Genomic DNA, 23,511 nt, shown 5'->3' with positions numbered 1-23,511 from the left:
CGGATTTTCATCAGGGCTCGGGAGCGGATGTATCGCTCCATGAAGCCGGATATACGGCAGCAGTCGTACCCAAGTTCGAAAAAGCACGTCGGTCGCTGGCAAAACGGGAGGAGTCCATATACGTATAAAGCGGAACGCTTTATCCGCCGAAAAGCGGCCCAGCCAATCCACGAAGCCGGCCATGAGGCATGGTGTAGCGGCGGATAACCGCGAACGGTTATCCGCCCTACGCTCCGCCCGCCTTCGCGACACAACCGAACACGAGGTCACTATGCCCCTGCCCCAACACGTCCGCCTGGTCGAAGTCGGCCCGCGCGACGGCCTGCAGAACGAGAAACAGCCCATCAGCGTCGCCGACAAGGTGCGCCTGGTCGACGACCTGAGCGCCGCCGGCCTGGCCTACGTCGAGGTCGGCAGCTTCGTCTCGCCCAAGTGGGTGCCGCAGATGGCCGGCTCCGCCGAGGTGTTCGCCGGCATCCGGCAGAAGCCGGGCGTGACCTACGCGGCCCTTACACCCAACCTCAAGGGCTTCGAGGCGGCGCTGGAGGCCGGGGTGAAGGAGGTCGCGGTGTTCGCCGCCGCTTCCGAGGCCTTCTCGCAGAAGAACATCAACTGCTCGATCAAGGAGAGCCTGGAACGCTTCGTGCCGGTGCTGGACGCCGCCCGCGAGCACGGCATCCGCGTGCGGGGCTACGTCTCCTGCGTGCTCGGCTGCCCCTACCAGGGCGAGGTGGACGTGCAGCAGGTGACCGCCGTGGCCGCCGAACTGGACGCCATGGGCTGCTATGAGGTCTCCCTGGGCGACACCATCGGCGTCGGCACCGCCGGCGCCACCCGCGCCATGTTCGAGGTGGTCGGCGCCCGCGTGCCCCGCGAGCGCCTGGCCGGGCACTTCCACGACACCTACGGCCAGGCCCTGGCGAACATCTACGCAAGCCTGCTGGAAGGCATCGCGGTGTTCGACAGCTCGGTCGCAGGCCTCGGCGGCTGCCCCTACGCCAAGGGCGCCACCGGCAACGTGGCCAGCGAGGACGTGCTCTACCTGCTGAACGGCCTGGGCATCCACACCGGCATCGACCTCGACGCCCTGATCGCCGCCGGCCAGCGCATCTGCCAGGTGCTCGGCAAGGAAAACGGCTCCCGCGTGGCCAGGGCCCGCCTGGCCAAGGCCTGACACGGCGGCGGCTCTCCTGCATCGTAGGGCGCATAACGCCCCAGGCATATCAGGATGACTCCAGCTTCGCCGCCCGCTCCGAACGGCCCCCTCTCCCTCTGGGAGAGGGCTGGGGTGAGGGTTGCGGACTTCGCCGACACTCCACTGCCAAACCTGTACTCCGCTCCCCCACCCTAACCCTCCCCCGCAAGCGGGAGAGGGGACCGTTCGGCATGAAGCGAAACCTGGAAGCTCCCTGAATCCATGTACGCAAACGTCCCGCCACAAGACCCACCGCATAGCGGGTAGCAGAAAATCCCCCATCGATTGATACGGATAATGCAACAGGGTTTATCACTGGCCGTGATAATAAGAATGCTCCCGTTCGATTAGCGACTTAGAGGCTTCGAACGCAGACTCCGCTGCATTAGATCAAAAATGCCGGAGTCTTCCCCATGGAGCGTTCACCCCACCCCTTGCGTATTCCCCTGGCACTGGCCGCCATCCTGGTGCTCGGCGCCTGCGGCAAGACCCAGGACGCCGCGCAGAACATGCCCGCGCCCAAGGTCAGCGTCGCCGAAGTCATCGAACAGCCGGTCAACGAGTGGGACGAGTTCACCGGCCGCCTGGAGGCGCCGGAATCCGTCGAGCTGCGCCCGCGCGTCTCCGGCTACATCGACAAGGTGACCTTCCGCGAAGGCGCCCTGGTGAAGAAAGGCGACCTGCTGTTCCAGATCGACCCCCGGCCCTTCCAGGCCGAGGTCCATCGCCTGGAGGCGCAACTGGCGCAGGCCCGCGCCAACCAGGTGCGCACCGCCAACGAGGCGGCCCGCGGCGACCGCCTGCGCGCCACCAACGCCATCTCCGCCGAACTGGCCGACGCCCGCAGCGCCGCCGCCACCGAGGCCCGCGCCCAGGTCGCGGCGACCCAGGCCGAGCTGGACAACGCCCGCCTCAACCTGTCGTTCACCCAGATCACCGCGCCCATCGACGGCCGCGTCTCGCGCGCCGAGGTGACCGCCGGCAACCTGGTCAACGCCGGGCAGAGCCTGCTCACCACCCTGGTCTCCACCGACAAGGTCTACGCCTACTTCGACGCCGACGAGCGCGTCTACCTGAAGTACGTGGCCATGGCCCGCGCCGGCGGCCCGGACGCCCGCGGCAGCACCCCGGTGTACCTCGGCCTGACCGGCGAGGACGGCTTCCCGCACCTGGGCCGCCTGGACTTCCTCGACAACCAGGTCAACCCCAAGACCGGCACCATCCGCGGCCGCGCCGTGTTCGACAACAAGGACGGCTTCTACACCCCCGGCCTCTACGCCCGCATCAAGCTGGTCGGCTCCGGCACCTACCCGGCGGCGCTGATCAAGGACGAGGCGGTCGGCACCGACCTGGGCAAGAAGTTCGTGCTGGTGCTGGGCGCCGACAAGAAGGTCGCCTACCGCGGCATCGAGCTGGGGCCGAAGCTGGAAGGCCTGCGCATCGTCCGCAGCGGCCTGGCCAAGGGCGACCGCATCGTGGTCAACGGCCTGCAGCGCGTGCGCCCCGGCGCCGAGGTGGATGCCGAGGGCGTGCCCATGGCCAGCCCGGCCACCCTCGCCGCCCTCGCCCGCTCGCGCCAGGCGGTGGAGGACAGCGAGCCGCCGAAGGTCGCCGAGCAGTCGCCGGGCAAGCCCAGCCGCATCTGACGACGACCCGCCCCTGACCGGGGCCAGTAGACAACGCAGTACCCGGCCCTGGCCCCACCCAGGGCCGCGGGTGACCTTTGCCCAGGGTTTAGCGCCCCGCGCGCCAGGAACGAACCATGAACTTCTCGCAATTCTTCGTGCAGCGGCCGATCTTCGCCGCCGTGCTCTCGCTGATCATCCTGATCGGCGGGGCCATCTCGCTGTTCCAGCTACCGATCAGCGAATACCCCGAAGTGGTGCCGCCCACCGTGGTGGTGCGCGCCAACTTCCCCGGCGCCAACCCCAAGGTGATCGGCGAGACCGTCGCAGCTCCCCTGGAGCAGGCCATCACCGGCGTCGAGAACATGCTCTACATGTCCTCGCAGTCCACCGCCGACGGCAAGATGACCCTGACCATCACCTTCGCCCTGGGCACCGACCTGGACAACGCCCAGGTGCAGGTGCAGAACCGCGTGACGCGCACCGAGCCGAAGCTGCCCGAAGAGGTCACCCACATCGGCATCACCGTCGACAAGGCCTCGCCCGACCTGACCATGGTCGTGCACCTGACCTCGCCGGACAACCGCTACGACATGCTCTACCTGTCCAACTACGCCATCCTCAACATCAAGGACGAGCTGGCGCGCCTGGACGGCGTGGGCGACGTGCAGCTGTTCGGCATGGGCGACTACTCGCTGCGCGTGTGGCTGGACCCGAACAAGGTGGCCTCGCGCAACCTCACCGCCAGCGACGTGGTCGCGGCCATCCGCGAGCAGAACCGCCAGGTCGCCGCCGGCGCCCTGGGCGCGCCGCCCGCGCCCAACGCCACCAGCTTCCAGCTGTCGATCAACACCCAGGGCCGCCTGGTCAGCGAGGAAGAGTTCGAGAACATCATCATCCGCAGCGGCCCGGACGGCGAGATCACCCGCCTGAAGGACATCGCCCGCATCGAGCTGGGCTCCAGCCAGTACGCCCTGCGCTCGCTGCTGGACAACCAGCCGGCAGTGGCCATCCCGATCTTTCAGCGCCCCGGCTCCAACGCCATCGCCATCTCCAACGAGGTGCGGGCGAAGATGGCCGAGCTGAAGAAGGAATTCCCCCAGGGCGTGGACTACTCCATCGTCTATGACCCGACCATCTTCGTCCGCGGCTCCATCGAGGCGGTGGTGCACACCCTGTTCGAGGCCCTGGTGCTGGTGGTGCTGGTGGTGGTGCTGTTCCTGCAGACCTGGCGCGCCTCGATCATCCCGCTGGCAGCGGTGCCGGTGTCGCTGATCGGCACCTTCGCGGTGATGCACTTCTTCGGCTTCTCGCTCAACGCGCTGTCGCTGTTCGGCCTGGTGCTGGCCATCGGCATCGTGGTGGACGACGCCATCGTGGTGGTGGAGAACGTCGAACGCAACATCGGCCTGGGCCTCACGCCCATCGAGGCGACCAAGCGCGCCATGAAGGAAGTGACCGGGCCGATCATCGCCACCGCCCTGGTGCTGTGCGCGGTGTTCGTGCCGACCGCGTTCATCTCCGGCCTCACCGGGCAGTTCTACCGGCAGTTCGCGCTGACCATCGCGATCTCCACGGTGATCTCGGCGTTCAACTCGCTGACCCTGTCGCCGGCGCTGGCCGCGGTGCTGCTCAAGGGCCACGACGAGCCCAAGGACCGCTTCTCGCGGATCCTCGACGCGCTGCTGGGCAGCTGGCTGTTCCGCCCCTTCAACCGCTTCTTCGACCGCGCCAGCCATGGCTACGTCGGCACCGTCACCCGCGTGCTGCGCGGCAGCTCCATCGCCCTGTTCCTCTACGCCGGGCTGATCGCCCTGACCTACCTGGGCTTCTCCAGCACCCCCACCGGCTTCGTGCCGCAGCAGGACAAGCAGTACCTGGTGGCCTTCGCCCAGTTGCCCGACGCGGCCACGCTGGACCGCACCGAGGCGGTGATCAAGCGCATGTCGGAAATCGCCGGCAAGCACCCGGGCATCGAGCACACCGTGTCCTTCCCCGGCCTGTCGATCAACGGCTTCACCAACAGCCCCAACAGCGGCATCGTCTTCACCCCGCTGAAGGACTTCGACCAGCGCAAGGGCCCGGGCATGTCCGCCGGCGAGATCGCCGCGCAGCTGAACCAGGAATTCGCCGGCATCCAGGACGCCTACATCGCCATCTTCCCGCCGCCACCGGTACAGGGGCTGGGGACCATCGGCGGCTTCCGGGTGCAGGTCGAGGACCGCGGCAGCCTGGGCTACGAGGAGCTGTACAAGCAGACCCAGAACATCCTGGCCAAGGCCCGCGCGCTGCCCGAGCTGAACCCCATGTCGGTGTTCACCAGCTACCAGGTGAACGTGCCGCAGGTGGACGCCGCCATCGACCGCGAGAAGGCCAAGACCCACGGCGTGGCCATCAGCGACATCTTCGACACCCTGCAGGTGTACCTGGGCTCGCTGTACGCCAACGACTTCAACCGCTTCGGCCGCACCTACCAGGTGAACATCCAGGCCGACCAGAACTTCCGCCTGGAGCCCGAGCAGATCGGCCAGCTGAAGGTGCGCAACAACCTCGGCGAGATGGTGCCCCTGGCCACCTTCATCAAGATCAGCGACACCTCCGGCCCCGACCGGGTGATGCACTACAACGGCTTCATCACCGCCGAGATCAACGGCGCCGCGGCCCCCGGCTACAGCTCCGGCCAGGCCGAGGCGGCGATGGAGAAACTGCTCAAGCAGGAACTGCCCAACGGCATGACCTACGAGTGGACCGACCTGACCTACCAGCAGATCCTCGCCGGCAACACCGCGGTGTTCGTCTTCCCGCTCTGCGTGCTGCTCGCCTTCCTGGTGCTGGCCGCGCTGTACGAGAGCTGGGGCCTGCCGCTGGCGGTGATCCTGATCGTGCCGATGACGCTGCTGTCGGCCATCGGCGGGGTGATCCTCTCCGGCGGCGACAACAACATCTTCACCCAGATCGGCCTGATCGTGCTGGTGGGCCTGGCGTGCAAGAACGCCATCCTCATCGTCGAGTTCGCCAAGGACAAGCAGGAAGAAGGCATGGACCGCCTCAGCGCCGTGCTGGAAGCCTGCCGCCTGCGCCTGCGGCCGATCCTGATGACCTCCATCGCCTTCATCATGGGCGTGGTGCCGCTGGTGCTCTCCACCGGCGCCGGCGCCGAGATGCGCCGCGCCATGGGCGTGGCGGTGTTCTCCGGGATGCTCGGGGTGACCTTCTTCGGCCTGCTGCTGACGCCGGTGTTCTACGTCCTCATCCGCCGCTTCATGGAAGCCCGCGAAGCGAAGAAACAAGCGCGCCTGACCCACGAGGCTCACCACGCATGAAACTGCAACTCTTCGCCCCGGCGCTGCTGGCCCTTAGCCTCAGCGCCTGCATGGTCGGCCCTGACTACAAACAGCCGGACACCGCGCCGGCCAAGCTCGACACCAGCGCCACGTCCTTCGACCGCAGCCGCTTCGAAGACGCCTGGTGGAAGCAGTTCGACGACCCGGTGCTGACCCAACTGGTCGACCAGGCCCTGAAGGAAAACCGTGAGCTGCGCGTGGCCTACGACCGCGTGCTGGCCTCGCGGGCGATCCGCGACGACGTTTCCAACGACCGCTTCCCCACCGTGACCAGCCGGGTGTCCTCCGAGGTCGGCAAGGGCCAGGTGCCGGGGCAGACCGAGGACCGCGTCAACCAGGAGCGCTACGACCTGGGCCTGGACATGATCTGGGAAGTCGACCTGTTCGGCCGCGTGCGCCGCGAGCTGGAATCGGCCGACGCCCAGAGCCAGGCCGCCCAGGCCGACCTGCAGCAGCTGCAGGTCAGCCTGGTCGCCGAACTGGCCGACGCCTACGGGCAGTTGCGCGGCGCCCAGCTGCGCGAAGGCATCGCCCGCGACAACCTGAAGAACCAGCGCGAATCCCGTGACCTGACCCTCCAGCTGCGCGACAACGGCGTGGGCAACGAACTGGACGTGCAGCGCGCCGAAGCGCGCCTGGCCGCCACCGAAGCCACCCTGCCGCAACTGCAGGCCGAGGAAGTGCGCCAGCGCAACCGCATCGCCACCCTCCTCGGCCAGCGCCCGGACCAGTTGAGCGTGGACCTGGCGCCCAAGCAGTTGCCGGCCATCGCCAAGGCCCTGCCGATCGGCGACCCGGCCGAACTGCTGCGCCGCCGCGCCGATGTCGCCGCCGCCGAACGCCGCCTGGCCGCCGCCACCGCCGACGTCGGCGTGGCCACCGCGGACCTGTTCCCCCGCGTGAGCCTTGGCGGCTTCCTCGGCTACACCGCCGGGCGCGGTTCGCAGATAGGCTCCGGCGCCGCCCGCGCCTGGGGCGTGTCGCCGACCATCAGTTGGGCCACCTTCGACTTGGGCAGCGTGCGCGCCCGCCTGCGCGCCGCCAAGGCCGACGCCGACGCCGCGCTGGCCAGCTACGAGCAGCAGGTGCTGCTGGCCCTGGAGGAATCCTCCAACGCCTTCAGCGACTACGGCAAGCGCCAGCAGCGCATGCTGGTGCTGGTGCGCCAGTCCGAGGCCAGCCGCAAGGCCGCCGAACTGGCCGGCGTGCAGTACCGCGAGGGCACCCTGGACTTCCTCAACCTGCTGGACGCCGAGCGCGAGCAACTGGCCGCCGAAGACGCCCAGGCCCTGGCCGAAGTCGACGTGTACCGCGGCATAGTCGCCATCTACAAGGCACTGGGGGGCGGCTGGCAGCCACAGCCCCAGGCCTGAAGGTTCCTCCCTGGCCACTCTCCGGCCACTTGGCCCCGCGGAGCACGCTGCTGACCGCGGGGCTTTTTTATGTCCGGCATGGGCACCGAGGTGCTTTTCGTCGGATGGGTCGAGCTTGCGAAACCCATGGAACCGCGGTGATGGGTATCGCTTCGCCCCACCCATCCTACGATGGCGTTTGTCCTGCACCGGAGCGGATCTCATCCGCGATTTCGCAGCGGGGTTCGGCCTATCGCGGACGGAGTCCTCCTACGCGGGCCGAGCCATGCCATTCCCCTGTAGGAGCGCGCCCTGCGCGCGAATCGCGGGCAGGGCCCGCTCCTACAATGGGGCGACATGGGAGACGCGAATTTTGATCCAGTCACCCCCGCGAACGGGGGAGCCCAGAAGACAGTTGCTCCTACGATCGTGCTTCCCTGGAGCTGAAGCGGGCCAGCCGGCGGCAGACACCATCTTCGATCTCATTCAGTTGGAATGGCGTATTCCATCACACAGCAACGGCCGTCCTTCAGAACGGTTACTTCAAGGGTTCGGTTCACGAGATCGTCAGGGAGGTTGGCGAGGAGGACCGCGAAGGCTGCAAATTGCTTCTTGAAGTCAAGCACTCCCCCCTCGGCGTTGAGGCATACCAGGCCGGCATGAAGCTCCTCGAGAGCGTACAACCCTCCTGCGGCGGGCGGAGAATCCCCCCGGAAGTCGACCGAGTTATTAGTGACCAGGGTGAAGTTGTTATCCATGGCATGCCGAATGATTTCTCGATCCTTCAACCCACACCAGCCCCTATCACGAACAGAGGTTGCTGCGTATCCCATCTTGTGAGCTTCTTGGGCAAGCCTGGGGGAGAGGCACTCGTCAATCAGAAAGCTATAGCTCATTTCAGCCCCGGCTTGCCGGGGGGGTCGACGCTACGCATAACAGCGCGATTGTCTTTACTGGACGCTTTTCGGGGCCGCCCGGCGCGGGGGTGCAAGCGGGCATACAACCGGGCTTGATCAATGCTCGCCTCGGTCAATGCCGGATAATCGTCGATTATCTCTGCCACTGGTACGCCCGCATCGATAGAGGCCAGTACCGTTTCAATCGGCAACCGCGTTCCCTTGAAGACTGGTTTCCCTCCCATGATCTCGGGATCACTGACGATTGAGCCCTCAGCAGCGTAGAGGAGACGAATCCGCTCACCGATTTTATTCATTTCATGGGTGAGATCGAATGAGAGATCCTTCACCTCAACCACCCAAGTGGTTTGCCTTATCAAATTATCGACGACTATAGGGCGCTGATTACTCTCGCAGGCGTTCAGGATCACGGTGAACGAATGGAGATGATCCGCCTCCAGCTTCACCATGAAGTCCTTCCGGGCCTGTTTGGTGAGCATGTCCTTCCACTTGCGGTTGAAGCGCAGAGCAGCTGCCGTGCCCAGCAGGTCGTATTCTCTACGCTCGGCTGCCTTGTAAAAGAAGCCAGGAGGCAAAAGGTCATCATCGACCAAGCGATTCACTTCGACCTCGGTGCCCTCACCGACGAAGGCGACGGCACGGCCTGAAGCCTTCAACAGTTCAATATTGGTGGATGCCATGCTCATTAACTCTTCCGGAATTACGGAAGGATTTTTGCCAGGGAAACCATGGAAATGCAACCAGCGCCCGATCAAGGGTGGCTCGGCATCGGCAAGGGGTCGTTGCACGGACTCAATAGCCTTAGCCCGAACCACTGAAGTTACCGGCTGATACCCCAACCCCCACGATCATTGACAACCACCTCCAATCCCCGCGAAACCTCCCCGATCCTGTGCCATCTTCATAAGGCCCAGGCCCCCGGAGCCCGCCCGCATGCCCGCCCTTCTCACCGCCCACCCGCTGTTCGTCGCCCCTGTCCTGCTGCTGCTCGACCTGGCGCTCTGGCGGCTGCTGGCCGAGCAGCCGCACGGCTGGCGGGTGGCGCTGCGCCTGGGGTTCTTCCTGCTGTTCAGCCTGCTGCTGTTCAACGCCGGCATCAGCCCGCTGCAGAAGGCGCCCTGGCCGGAGGACCTGCCCAGCCACCTGGTGGCCACCGCGCTGCAGATCCTCTGGTGGCTGTTCGGCGCGCGCTGCCTGACGGTGCTGATCGGCGCCCTGCTGCTGCAGCGGGTGGGCCATGCCGGGCGGCTGTTGCAGGAAGTGATAGGCGCGCTGATCTTCCTCGCCGCCATCATCGCCGCCGCCGGCTATGCCCTGGACCTGCCGGTGAAGGGCCTGCTGGCTACCTCCGGGGTGGTCGCCATCGTGCTCGGCCTGGCCTTGCAGAGCACCCTCAGCGACGTGTTCTCCGGGATCATCCTCAACACCACCAAGCCCTACCAGCTGGACGACTGGATTTCCATCGACGGCACCGAGGGCAAGGTGGTGGAGATCGACTGGCGCTCCACCTACCTGCAGACCGCCCAGGGCAGCCTGGCGGTGATCCCCAACTCCCTGGCGGCCAAGGCCAAGCTGCTCAACCTGAGCCGCCCGGCCAACCTCTACGGCGTCAGCGTGGTGCTGGAGATCAGCCCGCTGGTGCGCCCGCGCCCGGTCATCGAGGCCCTGGAGCGCGCCCTGCGCGGCTGCCGCACCCTGTTGCCCAATCCAGCGCCGAGCGTGAGCATCCGCAAGGCCGGCGGCAGCGGCGTGGAGTACGAGATGAGCGGCTACGTGGCCGCCATGGGCGAGAAGCGCGAGGTGCGCAACCAGCTCCACGACCTGGCCTTCCGCCACCTGCAGGCCGCCGGCATCAGCCTGCTCAGCGTGCCCGAGGTGCAGGCGGCGCACGCCCTGCTGTCGCGGGCGCGGCGCCTGCTCGGCGAATCGCCGCTGTTCGCCGCGCTGAACGACGAAGAGAAGGACGCCCTGGCCGAGCACATGCGCCCGCAGGCGTTCAAGGCCGGCGAGGTGCTGCTGGAGGTCGGCGAGGTCAGCGACGACCTGCTGATCCTCGAATCCGGCGTGGTCAGCGTGACCCTGCCGCGCGAGGACGGCAGCGTCGAGGCCGGGCGCATGGGCCCGGGCGAGGTCATAGGCGAGGCCGGGGTGCTCAGCCACAGCGGCTGGCAGGCACGCTTCGCCGCCCTGAGCGACGGCCGCCTGTACCGCATCGACGGCCAGGCCCTGCAGCCCTGCCTGGAAGCGAGCCAGGAGATCGCCGAAGCCATGGCCCGGCTGCTCGACTACCGCCAGCAGGCCAGCGCGGCGCTGCTGGTGGAAACGCCGGTGCACGCACCGCGCCGCGGCCTGCTGCAGTGGCTGTCGGGGCTGCGCCGCCATTCGTAGGCGCGGAGCTTGTCCGTGATTCGTGCCGCGCGAATGGCGCTACCCGGCGGCGGCTGTGCTTCGGATCGACGCCGCCCCCTCTCCCACAGGCGGGAGAGGGACTGTCCGGCATGGGCGGGGAATCCGGCGCCGACCTGTAGGAGCGGGCCCTGCCCGCGATTCGCGCGCAGGGCGCGCTCCTACATGGGAATGGCGTGGGTGGGGGCGTAGGATCCTATCCGCGAATCGCGCCGGTGGATCCGGCTATCGCGGACAAGGTCCTACGATCGTGCCTCTCGGCGGCGGCTGTGCTTCGGATCGACGCCGCCCCCTCTCCCACAGGCGGGAGAGGGGCTGTCCGGCATGGGCGGGGAATCCGGCGCCGACCTGTAGGAGCGGGCCCTGCCCGCGATTCGCGCGCAGGGCGCGCTCCTACATGGGAATGGCGTGGGTGGGGGCGTAGGATCCTATCCGCGAATCGCGCCGGTGGATCCGGCTATCGCGGACAAGGTCCTACGATCGTGCCTCCCGGCGGCGGCTGTGCTTCGGATCGACGCCGCCCCCTCTCCGGCACGGGCGGGGAATCCTGCGTTGGCCTGCAGGAGCGGGTAAAGGCTGTGGCGCCGTAGGATGGCGTTGAGCGCAGCGATACCCATCGCCATGGCCGCATGGGGCTCGCCCCATCCTACGAAGGGCGGCCCGGTGCCTGCATGGGGGTAGTGCCTGGCGGGCCTCAGCCCTCCAGGCGTTCCACTTCCAGGCGGTTGCGGCCGTCGGCCTTGGCGCGGTACAGGGCGCGGTCGGCGGCGTTCACCAGTTGCCATTCCCGGCCGCCGGCCGCCCTGGCCGGGGCGGTGGCCAGGCCGAGGCTGGCGGTGACCACGCCGAAGGGGCTTTCGCGGTGTTCCAGGCGCTCGGCCGCCAGGCGCTGCAGGAAGCCGCGGGCCACCGCCTCGGCGCCGGCTTCGTCGGTGCTGGGCAGGATCACCGCCAGTTCCTCGCCGCCATAGCGCGCCACCAGGTCGCCGGGGCGGCGCACGCAGGCGCCGAGCAGCCCGGCCACCACCTTCAGGCAGTCGTCGCCGGCCTGGTGGCCGTAGCTGTCGTTGTAGCGCTTGAAGTGGTCGATATCGATCAGCAGCAGCGACAGCGGCGCGCCTTCGCGGGCGCAGCGGCGGGCCTCGGTGGCCAGGGTCTCGTCGAAGCAGCGGCGGTTGGCCAGGCCGGTCAGCGCATCCTGGGTGGCCAGCACGCGCAGCTGGTCGTTGGCCCGCAGCAGGTCCTCGCGGGCGCTGGCGAGCTGGCGGCTGACGCGGGTGCGCCGGCGAATTCCGACGAGCAGGCGCTGGCCGGTCAAGCCGAGCACCACCAGCAGCGCCAGGGCGATGCCGGCGTTGAGTTCGGCCTGGGTGCGCCAGTCCTGCAGGACCTCCTCCTTGCTCAGCGCCACCGTGGTCACCAGCGGGTAGTGGTCGTTGCGGCGGAACACGTAGAGCCGCTCCACGCCGTCGAAGCGCGAGGTGGTGGTGGCGCTGCCGGAGTCGGCGTGGCGCAGGTAGTCGGAGAACAGCGGCGAGTCCGACAGGTCGCGGCCCATGTCGGCCTCGCGGAAGGGATGGCGCACCAGTAGCTGGCCGTTGTCGCGGGTCAGGCTCATGGCGCCGTGGCGGCCGATGTCGAGGCGGCCGAACAGGCCGAGGAAGTTCTCGATGCTCAGGGTCGCCACCACCACGCCGGCGAAGCTTCCGTCCGGGTGGTCGAGGCGGCGGCTGACGGTGATCACCCACTGGCCGGTGGAGCGGCCGCGGATCGGCGGGCCGATGAAGATATCCCGCGAGGGGTCGTCGCGGTGGTGGATGAAGAAGGCGCGGTCCGCGCTGCTCGCCCCCGGCGGGACGTTGCCGCTGGACACCAGCAGCCAGCGGCCGCGCGCGTCGAACAGGGAAATGCCGAGCACCTGGCTGAGCACCTTCTGCTGGCGCCCCAGCAACCCCTGCAGGTGTTCCAGCTGCAGGGGGCCCAGGCCATCGCTCTCGATGCGGTCGGCCAGGTCCAGCAGCAGCACCTCGCACTGGCGGATGACACCCTCGGTGTAGGAGTCCAGCGCCTGGGTGAGGTTGAGCATGTCGGTGTTGACGTCACGCAGGGTGCGCTCGCGCGAAGACCAGGTCTGCCAGGCGGTCAGCAGTGCCAGGGAGACGCAGGTCATGAACAGCAGGAGGGACGCTACGCGGGTATCACGCTTCACGGCATCACGGGCTCAACACGGGGAAAACCGTTGCCGGACGGCGCGGCCCCCTGTCGGGACCGGTACCGGCGATCGGGCGCAGCCGTCGGCGCGCCGGGTATTCTAGCCCGCTGGTGCGAATCCGCCCATGACCGGCCGGTCACGCCGGCGCGTCGAGCAAGGCGCTGAGCACCGCGCGCAGCTTGCCCGGCTTCACCGGCTTGTTCAGCAGCGGGATGCCCAGGCGCTGCAGGGCGCGGCGGCAGTCGTCGCTGCGGTCGGCGCTGATCATCACCGCGGGGATCTCGCGGCCGTAGTGGCGGCGCAGGTCGCGCACCAGTTCGCAGCCGGTGGCGCCGTGGTCCAGGTGGTAGTCGGCGAGTATCGCCTCCGGCGGCCGCCGCCCGAGCAGCGCCAGGGCGGCGTCGCGGTCGGTGGCGGTGAGCACCTCGCAACCCCACTGGCCGAGCAGCGCGGCCATGCTGAAGAGGATCGAGGTCTCGTTGTCCACCACCAGCAGGCGCCGCCCCGGCAGCGGGTCGCCGGTGCTAGGGCGTGGCGCGGCATCGCCGCCGGCGCGCGGCGGCAGGGCCTCGGCCAGGGGCACTTCGAGGGCGAACAGCGAGCCGCGACCGGGCACCGAGCGCACCTGCACCGCGCAGCCGAGCAGCCCGGCGATGCGGTCGACGATGGCCAGGCCCAGGCCCACGCCCTGGCGCTCGGCGGCGCGGCCGGTATCGAGCTGGTTGAATTCGAGGAAGATCGCCTGCAACTGGTCCGCCGGGATGCCGCGGCCGGTGTCCCACACCTCCAGGCGCACGCTGGCGCCGCGCCGTCGCGCGGCCAGCAGCACGCCACCACGGCCGGTGTAGCGGCAGGCGTTGCTGAGGAAGTTGCGCAGGATGCGCGACAGCAGGCGGGCGTCGGTGCGCACCGACAGGTTGGGGATGCGCACCCGCAGTTGCAGGCCGGACGACAACGCCACGCTTTCGAACTCCGAGGCCAGCGGGCCGAGCAGTTCATCCAGGCCGTGCACGTCCAGGTCCGGGCGGATGGCGCTCTGGTCCAGGCGGGCGATCTCCAGCAGGTCGGTGAGCAGGTTCTCGGCGCCTTCCAGGGCCTGGTGGGTGCGCTCCACCAGTTGCTGCTCGGCGCCCGGCAGCTGCCGTTCGCGCAGGGTGGCCACCAGCAGCCGCGCGGCGTTGAGCGGCTGCAGCAGGTCGTGGCTGGCCGCCGCCAGGTACTTGTCCTTGCTGTGGTTGGCCGCCTCGGCGGCGTCACGGGCCTCGCGCAGCTGGTGGTTCAGCGCTTCCAGCTCGCCGGTGCGCTCGGCCACCCGCTGCTCCAGCTCCTCGTTGAGGGTCTGCAGGCGCTGCTGGGCCTGGATGCGCTCGGTGATGTCGGCGACGAAGCCTTCCACCAGGCCTTCCTCGTCGGGCTTGAGCAGCAGGTTCATGAGCACGTCGACGTGGCTGCCGTCCTTGCGCAGCAGGCGCGTCTCGTAGCCGAACAGCCCACCCTGCTCGCGCAGCAGGTCGCGGATGCGGCGCATCTCCGTCTCGCCGCCGGCGAACAGCTGCGTGGCCATGTCCTGCAGGTTCCACAGCACCTGCTGCGGGTCGGCGTAGCCGAGCATCCGCGCCAGGGCCGGGTTGGCCGCGCGCAGGCCGTCGCTGAGGCTGGCCTGGAAGATGCCGTGCACGGCGTGCTCGAACAGCCACTTGTAGCGGTTGCGCTCGGTTTCCAGTTCCTCCAGGCGCGCCAGCAGCTCGGGGTAGTGGCTCTTGCGCGTGGAGTGGCTGCCCAGGCCGAGCAGCGCCGCCAGGGCGTCCTGCTGGGGCTCAGAGGGCCTCGCCATAGACCACCTCGACGTCGCGCTGGCTGGACTCGCGCGGGTTGGTGAGGATGCACGGGTCCTGCATGGCGTGGCGCGACAGGAAGGGGATGTCGGAGATGCCCACGCCGTGCGGGCCGAGGGTCTCGTGGAAGCCCACGGCGCGCTTGAGGGCGATCAGGTGCTCGACCAGGCGCTGGCGGATCTGCGCGTGGGTCAGGCCGCGGCAGTCGATGCCAAAGGTCTCGGCGATCACCTTGAAGCGCTCGGGCGCGGCGTTGTAGTTGAAGGCCACCACGTGCTCCACCAGCACCGCGTTGCACAGCCCATGGGGCAGGTCGAGGTAGCCGCCCAGGCTGTGGGACATGGCGTGCACCGCGCCGAGGATGGCGTTGGAGAAGGCCAGCCCGGCCTGCATGCTGCCGAGCATGATCTTCTCGCGCAGGGCGATGTCGTCGGGGTTGGCGATCATCTGCACCAGGTTGCCGTCGATCAGGCGCATGGCCTCCAGCGCGTGGCTGTCGGTGAGCGGGCCGTGGCCGGTGGAGACGAAGGCCTCGATGGCGTGCACCAGGGCGTCGATGCCGGTGCAGGCGGAGAGGAAGCGGTCCATGCTCAGGGTGGTTTCCGGGTCGATCAGCGACACGTCGGGCACCACCGCCTTGCTCACCACCGAGAACTTCATGCGCTCGTCCTGGTTGGAGATGATGACGAACTGCGAGACGTCGGCCGAGGTGCCGGCGGTGGTGGGGATGAGGATCAGCGGCGGGCTGGGCACGCGCAGCTTGTCCACGCCCTCGAACTCGAGGATGTTGCGGCCGTGGGCGGCGACGATGCCGATGCCCTTGGCGCAGTCCATGGGGCTGCCGCCGCCGACCGCGACTATCACGTTGCAGCCTTCGCTGCGGTAGATGTCGGCGCCGCGCATCACTTCTTCCACGCGCGGGTTTGGGGATACGTCGGTGTACAGGCAATGGTCAATGCCCTGCCCGGCCAGGCTGGCCTGCACGTCGGCCACCCAGCCGGCGGCGAGCACGCCGGGGTCGGACACCAGCAGCACCTTGCGGGCGCCGAAGGTCTTGGCGTAGTTGGCGACGGTGTGCCGGCAACCGGCCCCGAAGATGATCTCTGGCGAGACGAATTTGCGCAGCAGGCTGAGGTCGTGGCTCATGGGGTGCTTGTTCTTGTTATGAAATGTTTCCGCGAGCCTACTGCATCCGCCGGCGATTGCAATGCGACCTTGGCCCGGCCGTCAGCCGCCCAGCAGCGCGCGGTAGAAGCGCCACTCGGCATCCAGCGCGTGGGCCAGGTTGGCCGCCTGTCGGAAGCCGTGGCGCTCGCCGGGGTACAGGTGGCATTCCACGGCCAGGCCGCGCTGGCGCAGGCTGGCGACCATGGCGCGGGTCTGCTCGGGCACCACCACCGCGTCCAGCTCGCCCTGGAAGAAGATCACCGGCGCCTGGATGCGCGCGGCGTGCAGCAGCGGCGTGCGCGCCCGGTAGCGGCGGGCGTCGCGCTGCGGGTCGCCGATCAGCCAGCCGAGGTAGTCGGCCTCGAACTTGTGCGTCACCCGCCCCAGCGCCAGCGGGTCGCTGACGCCATAGAGGCTGGCGCCGCCGCGGAAGCCGCCGACGAAGGCCAGGGCGCAGAGCGCGCTGTAGCCGCCGGCGCTGGCGCCGCGGACGAACACCCGCTGGCGGTCGATCTGCCCGTCGGCGGCCAGCCGCACCACCGCCGCCCAGATGTCCTGCACCTCCACCCTGCCCCATTCGCCGCGCAGCCGCTCGCGGTAGGCGCGGCCGAAGTTGGCGCTGCCGCGGTGGTTGAGGTCGGCCACGGCGAAGCCGCGCTGGGTCCAGAACTGGATGCGCGCATCGAACGCCGGGTAGCAGGCCGAGGTCGGCCCGCCATGCAGGAACACCACCAGCGGCGGCCGCCGCCCCGCCGGGCCGCGGCACTGGGCATTGCGCGGCGGGTAGAAGAAGCCGTGGCCGCGCTCGTTGCCGGCCACCGGGTAGGCGAAGGGCTGCGGGCGCGACAGCTCGGCGTCCTGCAGCGGGCGCTCACCGCCGCAGAGCAGCTGTACGTGGCCATCGTCGCGGCCGATGGCCAGCACCGCCGGCAGGCGGTCCTCGGCGGCGGCGATGCAATAGAAATGCGTGGCGTCGGCGGCCAGGGCGCGGAAGCGCGAGAAGTCCGGGGCCAGCCGCCGTTCGCTGCCCTCGGCGGCACGCAGGACCAGCAGGCCGCGACCCTCCTCGAAGCGGCTCAGCAGCATCTCGCCATTGGCCAGCGGCAGGTAGCTGCGCCCGCCCAGTTGCCAGGGCGCCGGGGCATGGTCGGCGGCGGCGAAGGCACCGGCTTGTCCATCCTCGAGCTCGGGGCGCCACCAGCCGCTGCGGTCGCTCAGCCAGTGCAGGCGGCCCTGGCCGTCGAAGCGTGGCTGCTGGATCGACTCGCCGCCGCCCTCGCCCGCCAGGCAGCGGCGCAGGCCGTCCTGCAGCAGGCACAGGCGGGTCGCGGTCCAGGGTTGTTGCGGGCGGTCCCATTCCACCCAGGCGATGCGCGCCCCGTCGGGCGCGGCTACCGGCGCGGTGTAGAAGTCCGCGCCCTCGGCAACGACCTGGCGCGCGCCGTCGACCGCCAGGCGCACGATGCGGTGGATCACGGCATCGCCCTCGCGGCTTTCCTCCACCGCCAGCAGCGCGTTCCAGGCCGCCACGTAGTGCAGGTCGCCATAGCGGCACTGCGGGCGCCCGGTCAGTTGCCGGGGCGGCTCGCCGAAGCGCAGCCAGCGCACCTGCTGGTCGCCCTCCTCCACCCAGGCCGCGCCGTCGGCGGTGGCGCAGCAGGCGCCGCCGCCGTACTCGTAGACGCGGCTGCGCGCCGAGGCCCCGGGGGGCGTCAGTTCCTGCAGCTCGCCGGCGCGCCACAGGTACAGGCGGCAGCGCGCGCTGCGCGGCTCGAACGCCAGCCACAGCAGCCCGCCATGGGCCGCATGCAGTTCGGCGAAGTCGCGCCCCGCCGCCACCGCGCGCTCGGCGCTCCAGGCGCTGGGCCAGTCGCCATGGGCCAGGCTGCGCACCCTCAGGCCTTGCAGATCAGTTGCGAGGCACGCTGGTTGCGCCAGGTGAGCTGGTCCAGGCCCTGCGGCGCTTCCTCGGCCTGGCGCCGGGCGTCGAGGATCAGCCCGTGGTGCTCCGACTTGGCGCACACCGGGTCGGTGGCGTCGGCGTTGCCGGTGAGCATGTAGGCCTGGCAGCGGCAGCCGCCGTGGTCCCGCTCCTTCTCCGAGCAGGAGCGGCACGGCTCGGGCATCCAGGCATCGCCGCGGTAGCGGTTGAAGCCGAAGGACTCGTACCAGATGTGCTGGAGGCTGTGCTCACGCACGTTGGGGAATTTGACCGGCAACTGCCGCGCGCTGTGGCACGGCAGCGCGGTGCCGTCGGGGGTGACGTCGAGGAACACGCTGGCCCAGCCGCCCATGCAGGCCTTGGGCCGCTCCTCGTAGTAGTCCGGGGTGACGAAGATCAGCTTGCAGGGGTTGCCGGCGGCGGCCAGGCGCTCGCGGTACTCGTTGGTGATGCGCTCGGCGCGCTCCAGCTGCGCGCGGGTGGGCAGCAGGCCGGCGCGGTTGAGTTCGGCCCAGCCGTAGAACTGGCAGGTGGCGAGTTCGACGAAGTCCGCCTCCAGTTCGATGCACAGCTCGATGATGCGCCCGATGTTGTCGATGTTGTGCCGGTGGGTGACGAAGTTGAGCACCATCGGGTAGCCGTGGGCCTTCACCGCGCGGGCCATCGCCAGCTTCTGGGCGAAGGCCTTGCGCGAGCCGGCGAGCAGGTTGTTCACCTCCTCGTCGGCGGCCTGGAAGCTGATTTGGATGTGGTCCAGCCCGGCCTCGGCGAACTGCGCCAGGCGCGCTTCGGTGAGGCCGATGCCGGAGGTGATCAGGTTGGTGTAGAAGCCCAGCCCGCGGGCCGCGCCGATCAGTTCGGCGAGGTCCTGGCGCAGCAGCGGCTCGCCGCCGGAGAAGCCCAGCTGCGCGGCGCCCAGCTCGCGGGCCTGGCGGAACACCTCGATCCACTCGGCGGTGGAAAGCTCGCCGCCCTGTTTGGCGAAGTCCAGCGGGTTGGAGCAGTACGGGCACTGCAGCGGGCAGCGGTAGGTCAGCTCGGCCAGCAGCCACAGCGGCGGGCCGGCGCCTTCAGTGCAGCTCGATCCAGAATTGCGCATGGGCCACCTCGAGGAACGCCAGGATGTCTTCGTCGATGCCCGGCACGCCGGGGAAGCTCTTGCTCAGCTCGGCGATGATCGCCGCCACGTCGCGGCTGCCATCGACGCGCTGGAGGATTTCCCCGGCGCTGTCGTTGAGCTTGACCATGCCCTCCGGGTAGAGCAGCACGTGGCAGCCCTGGGCCGGTTCGAACTGCAGGCGGAAGCCGCGGCGAATGCGCGGCACGCTGTCCAGCGATGGCAGGCTCATCACAGCAGCCCCCGGTGCCAGATGCGCTCGCGGGTGACCGTGTGGTACGGCGGGCGCTCCAGCTCGTAGGCCATGCTCATGGCGTCGAGCATGCTCCAGAGCACGTCGAGCTTGAACTGCAGGATCTCCAGCATGCGTTCCTGGGCCTCGCGGGTGCGGTAGTGGCCGAGGGTGATGCGCAGGCCGTGCTCGACGTCGCGGCGCGCCTGGGACAGGCGGCTACGGAAGTAGTCGTAGCCGGCCGCGTCTATCCACGGGTAGTGCTGCGGCCAGGCATCCAGCCGCGACTGGTGGATCTGCGGGGCGAACAGTTCGGTCAGCGAGCTGCTGGCGGCCTCCTGCCAGTTGGCGCGGCGGGCGAAGTTGACGTAGGCGTCCACCGCGAAGCGCACGCCGGGCAGCACCAGTTCCTGGGACAGCACCTGCTCGCGCTCCAGCCCCACCGCCTCGGCCAGGCGCAGCCAGGCCTCGATGCCGCCGGGCTCGCCGGGGCGGCCGTCGTGGTCGAGGATGCGCTGCACCCACTCGCGGCGGGTGTCGCAGTCCGGGCAGTTGGCGAGGATGGCGGCGTCCTTCAGCGGGATGTTCATCTGGTAGTAGAAGCGGTTGGCCACCCAGCCCTGGATCTGCTCGCGGGTGGAGCGGCCCTCGTACATGGCCACGTGGAACGGGTGGTGGATGTGGTAGCAGGCGCCCTTGGCGCGCAGCGCCTGCTCGAATTCGGCGGGGCTCATGGCGGCGTTCATCGCGTGCTCCCTCTACAGGTGGATGGCCATGCCGTCCCAGGCCACTTCGACGCCGCGGGCGTCCAGCTGGGCGCGCTCGGGCGAGGCCGGGTCGAGGATGGGGTTGGTGTTGTTGATGTGGATGAGCACCTTGCGCGGCCCGGGCACGCCGTCCAGCACTTCGAGCATGCCGCCGGGGCCGCTCTGGGCCAGGTGGCCCATCTCGCTGCCGAGCTTGTCGCCCACCTCGCAGCGGCGCATCTCGTCGTCGCGCCACAGGGTGCCGTCCACCAGCAGGCAGTCGGCGCGGCGCATCCAGCCCAGCAGGGCGTCGTCCACCTGGCCCAGGCCGGGGGCGTAGAACAGCTTGCCGCCGCTGCCCAGGTCCTCGACGAACAGGCCGATGTTGTCGCCCGGGTGCGGGTCGTGGCGGTGCGGCGAATACGGCGGCGCGGCGCTGCGCAGGGGGATGGCGGTGAAGCGCAGGTTCGGGCAGGCGGGCACGCTGAAGGGTGCGCCGTCCAGCTCGATCAGGTGGTGGCGCAGGCCGCCGTTCCAGTGCTGCAGCATGCTGAACAGCGGGAAGCCGGTGGAGAGGTCCTGGTGGACCATGCGCGTGCACCAGACATCGTGCGGGCAGCCCTCGCGCAGGCTGAGCAGGCCGGTGCAATGGTCGATCTGGCTGTCCAGCAGGAGGATGCCGGCGATCGCCGTGTCGCGGACCTTGCGTGCCGGCTGCAGGGCCGGGAAGGCGGCGAGCTGGGCGCGGATGTCGGGCGAGGCGTTGCAGAGGATCCAGCGCTCGCCGTCGTCGGACAGGGCGATGGAGGATTGCGTGCGCGGTTGCGCCAGCACCTGGCCGGTGCGCACGCCGTGGCAGTTGCGGCAGTTGCAGTTCCACTGGGGGAAGCCGCCGCCGGCGGCCGAACCGAGAATACGGATGTGCATGACAGTGCCCCGTGGGCAGGGGCCCCGGAAGACCGGGGCCGGGTGGATCAGCGGTTGGCGAAGTACAGGGTCACTTCGAAGCCAAGGCGCAGGTCGGTGAAGCTAGGCTTGGTCCACATGGGTCTGTCCTCTTCTTGTTGGCCGGCGATTCCGGCAGGTCGAGTTAAACACCGGGGGTGGGTCCTCCGAATGATACTTTCGAAGGAGTTTTCCCCCTGATTTGGTAGGGAGGGGGGGGACGGCCTTTTTGTGGATGTGCCTCCCGGTTGCAGGGGTGCGAGTGTTGACGCCGTTCCCTCTCCCTAACCCTCTCCCTGAAGGGAGAGGGGACCGTTCGGCGTGCGCGGGTGTTTCGGCGTTAGCCGGCAACTGCGGGATTCCCAACTGACTCCATTTCCCTTCTCGGCACGGACTGGCCCCCTCTCCCTTCAGGGAGAGGGCTGGGGAGAGGGAGCGGAGTCACACCAAGAACACCGCGATATCCGTGAGGCACCCAAGCCTCCTCCCCCCAAAAACAAAAAACGCGGCCGAAGCCGCGCTCGACAGTCCCGCCGCGCCCGGAAGTGGGAGGGACGCACGGGTCGCCCACGGACGGGCGCATCGAAAAGGTGGCCCGGTGGAGCGCCGGGCGCGGGTGTTGAACACGCTTGCCGGAACCGGCCCGCGCCCCCGGATGGGGACGGGTGCGCGGGCGGCCGGTCTACCTCAGAAGAAGCCCAGCGGGTTGACGTCGTAGCTCACCAGCAGGTTCTTGGTCTGCTGGTAGTGGTCGAGCATCATCTTGTGGGTCTCGCGGCCCACGCCGGATTTCTTGTAGCCGCCGAAGGCGGCGTGCGCCGGGTACAGGTGGTAGCAGTTGGTCCACACGCGGCCGGCCTTGATGCCGCGGCCCATGCGCCAGGCGCGGTTGATGTCGCGGGTCCAGACGCCGGCGCCCAGGCCGAACTCGGTGTCGTTGGCGATGGCCAGGGCCTCGGCTTCGTCCCTGAAGGTGGTGACGCCCACCACCGGGCCGAAGATTTCCTCCTGGAACACGCGCATGCCGTTGTGGCCCTTGAGCAGCGTGGGCTGGATGTAGTAGCCGCTGGCGAGGTCGCCGGACAGGCGCTCGCTCTGGCCGCCGGCCAGCAGCTGGGCGCCCTCGTTCTGGGCGATGTCGAGGTAGGAGAGGATCTTCTCGTACTGCTGCTGCGAGGCCTGGGCGCCGACCATGGTCTCGGTGTCCAGCGGGTTGCCGCGCTTGATCTGGGCGATCTTCTTCTGCACCTCGGCCATGAACGGCTCGAAGATGGATTCCTGCACCAGCGCGCGGGACGGGCAGGTGCACACCTCGCCCTGGTTGAAGAAGGCCAGCACCAGGCCTTCGGCGGCCTTCTCGATGAAGCTCGGCTCGGCGCGCATGATGTCGTCGAAGAAGATGTTCGGGCTCTTGCCGCCCAGCTCCACGGTGGACGGGATGATGTTCTCCGCGGCGCAGTGGAGGATGTGCGAACCCACCGGGGTGGAGCCGGTGAAGGCGATCTTGGCGATGCGCTTGCTGGTGGCCAGGGCCTGCCCCGCCTCCCTGCCGAAGCCCTGGACGATGTTGAGCACGCCCGGCGGCAGCAGGTCGCCGGCGATCTCGGCCAGCAGCATGATCGACAGCGGCGTCTGCTCGGCCGGCTTGAGCACCACGCAGTTGCCGGCGGCCAGGGCCGGGGCCAGCTTCCAGGCGGCCATCAGCAGCGGGAAGTTCCACGGGATGATCTGCCCGACCACGCCCAGCGGCTCATGGATGTGGTAGGCCACGGTGCTGTCGTTGATCTCGGCGGCGCCGCCTTCCTGGGCGCGGATGCAGCCAGCGAAGTAGCGGAAGTGGTCGGCGGCCAGGGGCACGTCGGCGTTGAGCGTCTCGCGCACGGCCTTGCCGTTGTCCCAGGTCTCGGCCACGGCCAGCTGTTCCAGGTGCTGCTCGATGCGGTCGGCGATCTTCAGCAGGATCAGCGAGCGCTCCTGCACCGAGGTGCGGCCCCAGGCATCGGCGGCGGCATGGGCGGCGTCCAGCGCGCGCTCCACGTCCTCGGCGGTGGAACGGGGGAACTCGGCGATCGGCTGGCCGTTCACCGGCGAGGTGTTGGTGAAGTACTGGCCGAGCACCGGCGGCACGAATTCACCGCCGATGTAGTTGCCGTAGCGCGGCTTGAGGGTGACGACGGCACCGGGGGTTCCGGGTGGGGCGTAGATCATGGCGAAGCTCTCCTGTGGCGTCCCGGCGCACCAAGCCCGGGCCTTGCGGCGATCTTAGGCAGCGCCCGCGCCGGCCAGGAATGCGCCCATGGGCGTGAGGGGGTAGTTATTTGGTAGTAGAGGGGGGGTGTTCGTAGGAGCGAGCTTACGAATGGAGTTACCCGGTGGCTGCGGTGCAAGCGTTGACGCCGGCCCCTCTCCCTAACCCTCTCCCTGAAGGGAGAGGGGACCGTTCGGCGTGCGCTGATGCTTCGGCGTTAGCCGGCTT

The 23,511-nt window shown here is 69.0% G+C and carries 17 protein-coding genes; 5 read left to right on the top strand and 12 right to left on the bottom strand.

From position 1 onward, the window contains the following. Positions 1–271: 271 nt before the first annotated feature. From CHC02_RS15370 to CHC02_RS15355, 4 genes are all read left to right on the top strand, one after another. Positions 272–1,174 (top strand): hydroxymethylglutaryl-CoA lyase, encoded by a 903-nt coding sequence (locus CHC02_RS15370; protein ID WP_089392322.1) that lies wholly within the window; start codon positions 272–274, stop codon positions 1,172–1,174. Positions 1,175–1,608: 434 nt separating this feature from the next. Continuing rightward, positions 1,609–2,841, top strand: a complete 1,233-nt coding sequence (mexE, locus tag CHC02_RS15365; protein WP_089392321.1) for a multidrug efflux RND transporter periplasmic adaptor subunit MexE — start codon at positions 1,609–1,611, stop codon at positions 2,839–2,841. 116 nt (positions 2,842–2,957) lie between these two features. Continuing rightward, the gene (locus tag CHC02_RS15360) at positions 2,958–6,143 is read left to right on the top strand and encodes an efflux RND transporter permease subunit (RefSeq protein WP_089392320.1); all 3,186 of its coding nucleotides are present in this window, start codon (positions 2,958–2,960) and stop codon (positions 6,141–6,143) included. After that, positions 6,140–7,537: an efflux transporter outer membrane subunit gene (locus CHC02_RS15355; RefSeq protein ID WP_089392319.1), complete on the top strand. Its 1,398-nt coding sequence runs from the start codon at positions 6,140–6,142 to the stop codon at positions 7,535–7,537. Before CHC02_RS15360 ends, CHC02_RS15355 begins: the two co-directional genes overlap by 4 nt. 461 nt (positions 7,538–7,998) lie before the next feature. Here CHC02_RS15355 and CHC02_RS15350 read toward each other — a convergent pair whose 3' ends face one another. After that, positions 7,999–8,412 carry a DUF5615 family PIN-like protein gene (locus CHC02_RS15350; protein WP_089392318.1) on the bottom strand — a complete coding sequence of 138 codons (414 nt, stop codon included), beginning with the start codon at positions 8,410–8,412 and terminating at the stop codon, positions 7,999–8,001. After that, positions 8,409–9,221 carry a DUF433 domain-containing protein gene (locus tag CHC02_RS15345; protein ID WP_139210201.1) on the bottom strand — a complete coding sequence of 271 codons (813 nt, stop codon included), beginning with the start codon at positions 9,219–9,221 and terminating at the stop codon, positions 8,409–8,411. Before CHC02_RS15345 ends, CHC02_RS15350 begins: the two co-directional genes overlap by 4 nt. A 145-nt stretch (positions 9,222–9,366) precedes the next feature. Between CHC02_RS15345 and CHC02_RS15340 the strand changes: the two genes are divergently transcribed. Then, positions 9,367–10,821 carry a mechanosensitive ion channel family protein gene (locus CHC02_RS15340; RefSeq protein WP_089392316.1) on the top strand — a complete coding sequence of 485 codons (1,455 nt, stop codon included), beginning with the start codon at positions 9,367–9,369 and terminating at the stop codon, positions 10,819–10,821. 712 nt (positions 10,822–11,533) lie between these two features. On the opposite strand, the gene CHC02_RS15335 is transcribed toward CHC02_RS15340, so the two are convergent. The 10 genes from CHC02_RS15335 to exaC form a co-directional block, all read right to left on the bottom strand. Then, a complete protein-coding gene (locus CHC02_RS15335; RefSeq protein ID WP_089392315.1) occupies positions 11,534–13,048 on the bottom strand; it encodes a sensor domain-containing diguanylate cyclase in 1,515 nt (504 codons plus the stop codon). A 139-nt stretch (positions 13,049–13,187) separates the two neighbouring features. After that, a complete protein-coding gene (locus tag CHC02_RS15330) occupies positions 13,188–14,885 on the bottom strand; it encodes a PAS domain-containing hybrid sensor histidine kinase/response regulator (RefSeq protein ID WP_089392314.1) in 1,698 nt (565 codons plus the stop codon). Further along, complete coding sequence (gene ercA, locus CHC02_RS15325; protein WP_089392313.1) at positions 14,869–16,032, bottom strand: alcohol dehydrogenase-like regulatory protein ErcA; 1,164 nt, start codon at positions 16,030–16,032, stop codon at positions 14,869–14,871. The genes CHC02_RS15330 and ercA overlap by 17 nt, the downstream gene beginning before the upstream one ends. Positions 16,033–16,113: 81 nt before the next feature. Further along, on the bottom strand, positions 16,114–17,946 hold the full coding sequence (locus CHC02_RS15320) for a S9 family peptidase (RefSeq protein WP_089392312.1): 1,833 nt from the start codon (positions 17,944–17,946) through the stop codon (positions 16,114–16,116). Between the two features lie 2 nt (positions 17,947–17,948). Beyond that, a complete protein-coding gene (pqqE, locus tag CHC02_RS15315) occupies positions 17,949–19,094 on the bottom strand; it encodes a pyrroloquinoline quinone biosynthesis protein PqqE (RefSeq protein WP_089392311.1) in 1,146 nt (381 codons plus the stop codon). Beyond that, positions 19,066–19,344, bottom strand: a complete 279-nt coding sequence (gene pqqD, locus CHC02_RS15310) for a pyrroloquinoline quinone biosynthesis peptide chaperone PqqD (protein ID WP_089392310.1) — start codon at positions 19,342–19,344, stop codon at positions 19,066–19,068. Before pqqD ends, pqqE begins: the two co-directional genes overlap by 29 nt. Then, entirely contained in the window at positions 19,344–20,090 is a 747-nt protein-coding gene (gene pqqC, locus CHC02_RS15305; protein ID WP_089392309.1) for a pyrroloquinoline-quinone synthase PqqC, read from the bottom strand. The genes pqqD and pqqC overlap by 1 nt, the downstream gene beginning before the upstream one ends. Positions 20,091–20,102: 12 nt before the next feature. Beyond that, positions 20,103–21,017, bottom strand: coding sequence for a pyrroloquinoline quinone biosynthesis protein PqqB (pqqB, locus tag CHC02_RS15300; protein WP_089392308.1), 915 nt, complete (start codon positions 21,015–21,017; stop codon positions 20,103–20,105). Between the two features lie 47 nt (positions 21,018–21,064). Further along, positions 21,065–21,136, bottom strand: a complete 72-nt coding sequence (gene pqqA / locus CHC02_RS15295; RefSeq protein ID WP_003106462.1) for a pyrroloquinoline quinone precursor peptide PqqA — start codon at positions 21,134–21,136, stop codon at positions 21,065–21,067. A 586-nt stretch (positions 21,137–21,722) separates the two neighbouring features. Continuing rightward, complete coding sequence (gene exaC / locus CHC02_RS15290; RefSeq protein ID WP_089392307.1) at positions 21,723–23,243, bottom strand: acetaldehyde dehydrogenase ExaC; 1,521 nt, start codon at positions 23,241–23,243, stop codon at positions 21,723–21,725. Positions 23,244–23,511: the final 268 nt, after the last annotated feature.

It is taken from the genome of Pseudomonas delhiensis, assembly GCF_900187975.1.
GTDB lineage: Bacteria > Pseudomonadota > Gammaproteobacteria > Pseudomonadales > Pseudomonadaceae > Pseudomonas > Pseudomonas delhiensis.
Note: the sequence above shows the minus strand (reverse complement) of the source record. Positions and strands in the feature narration are given on the sequence as shown.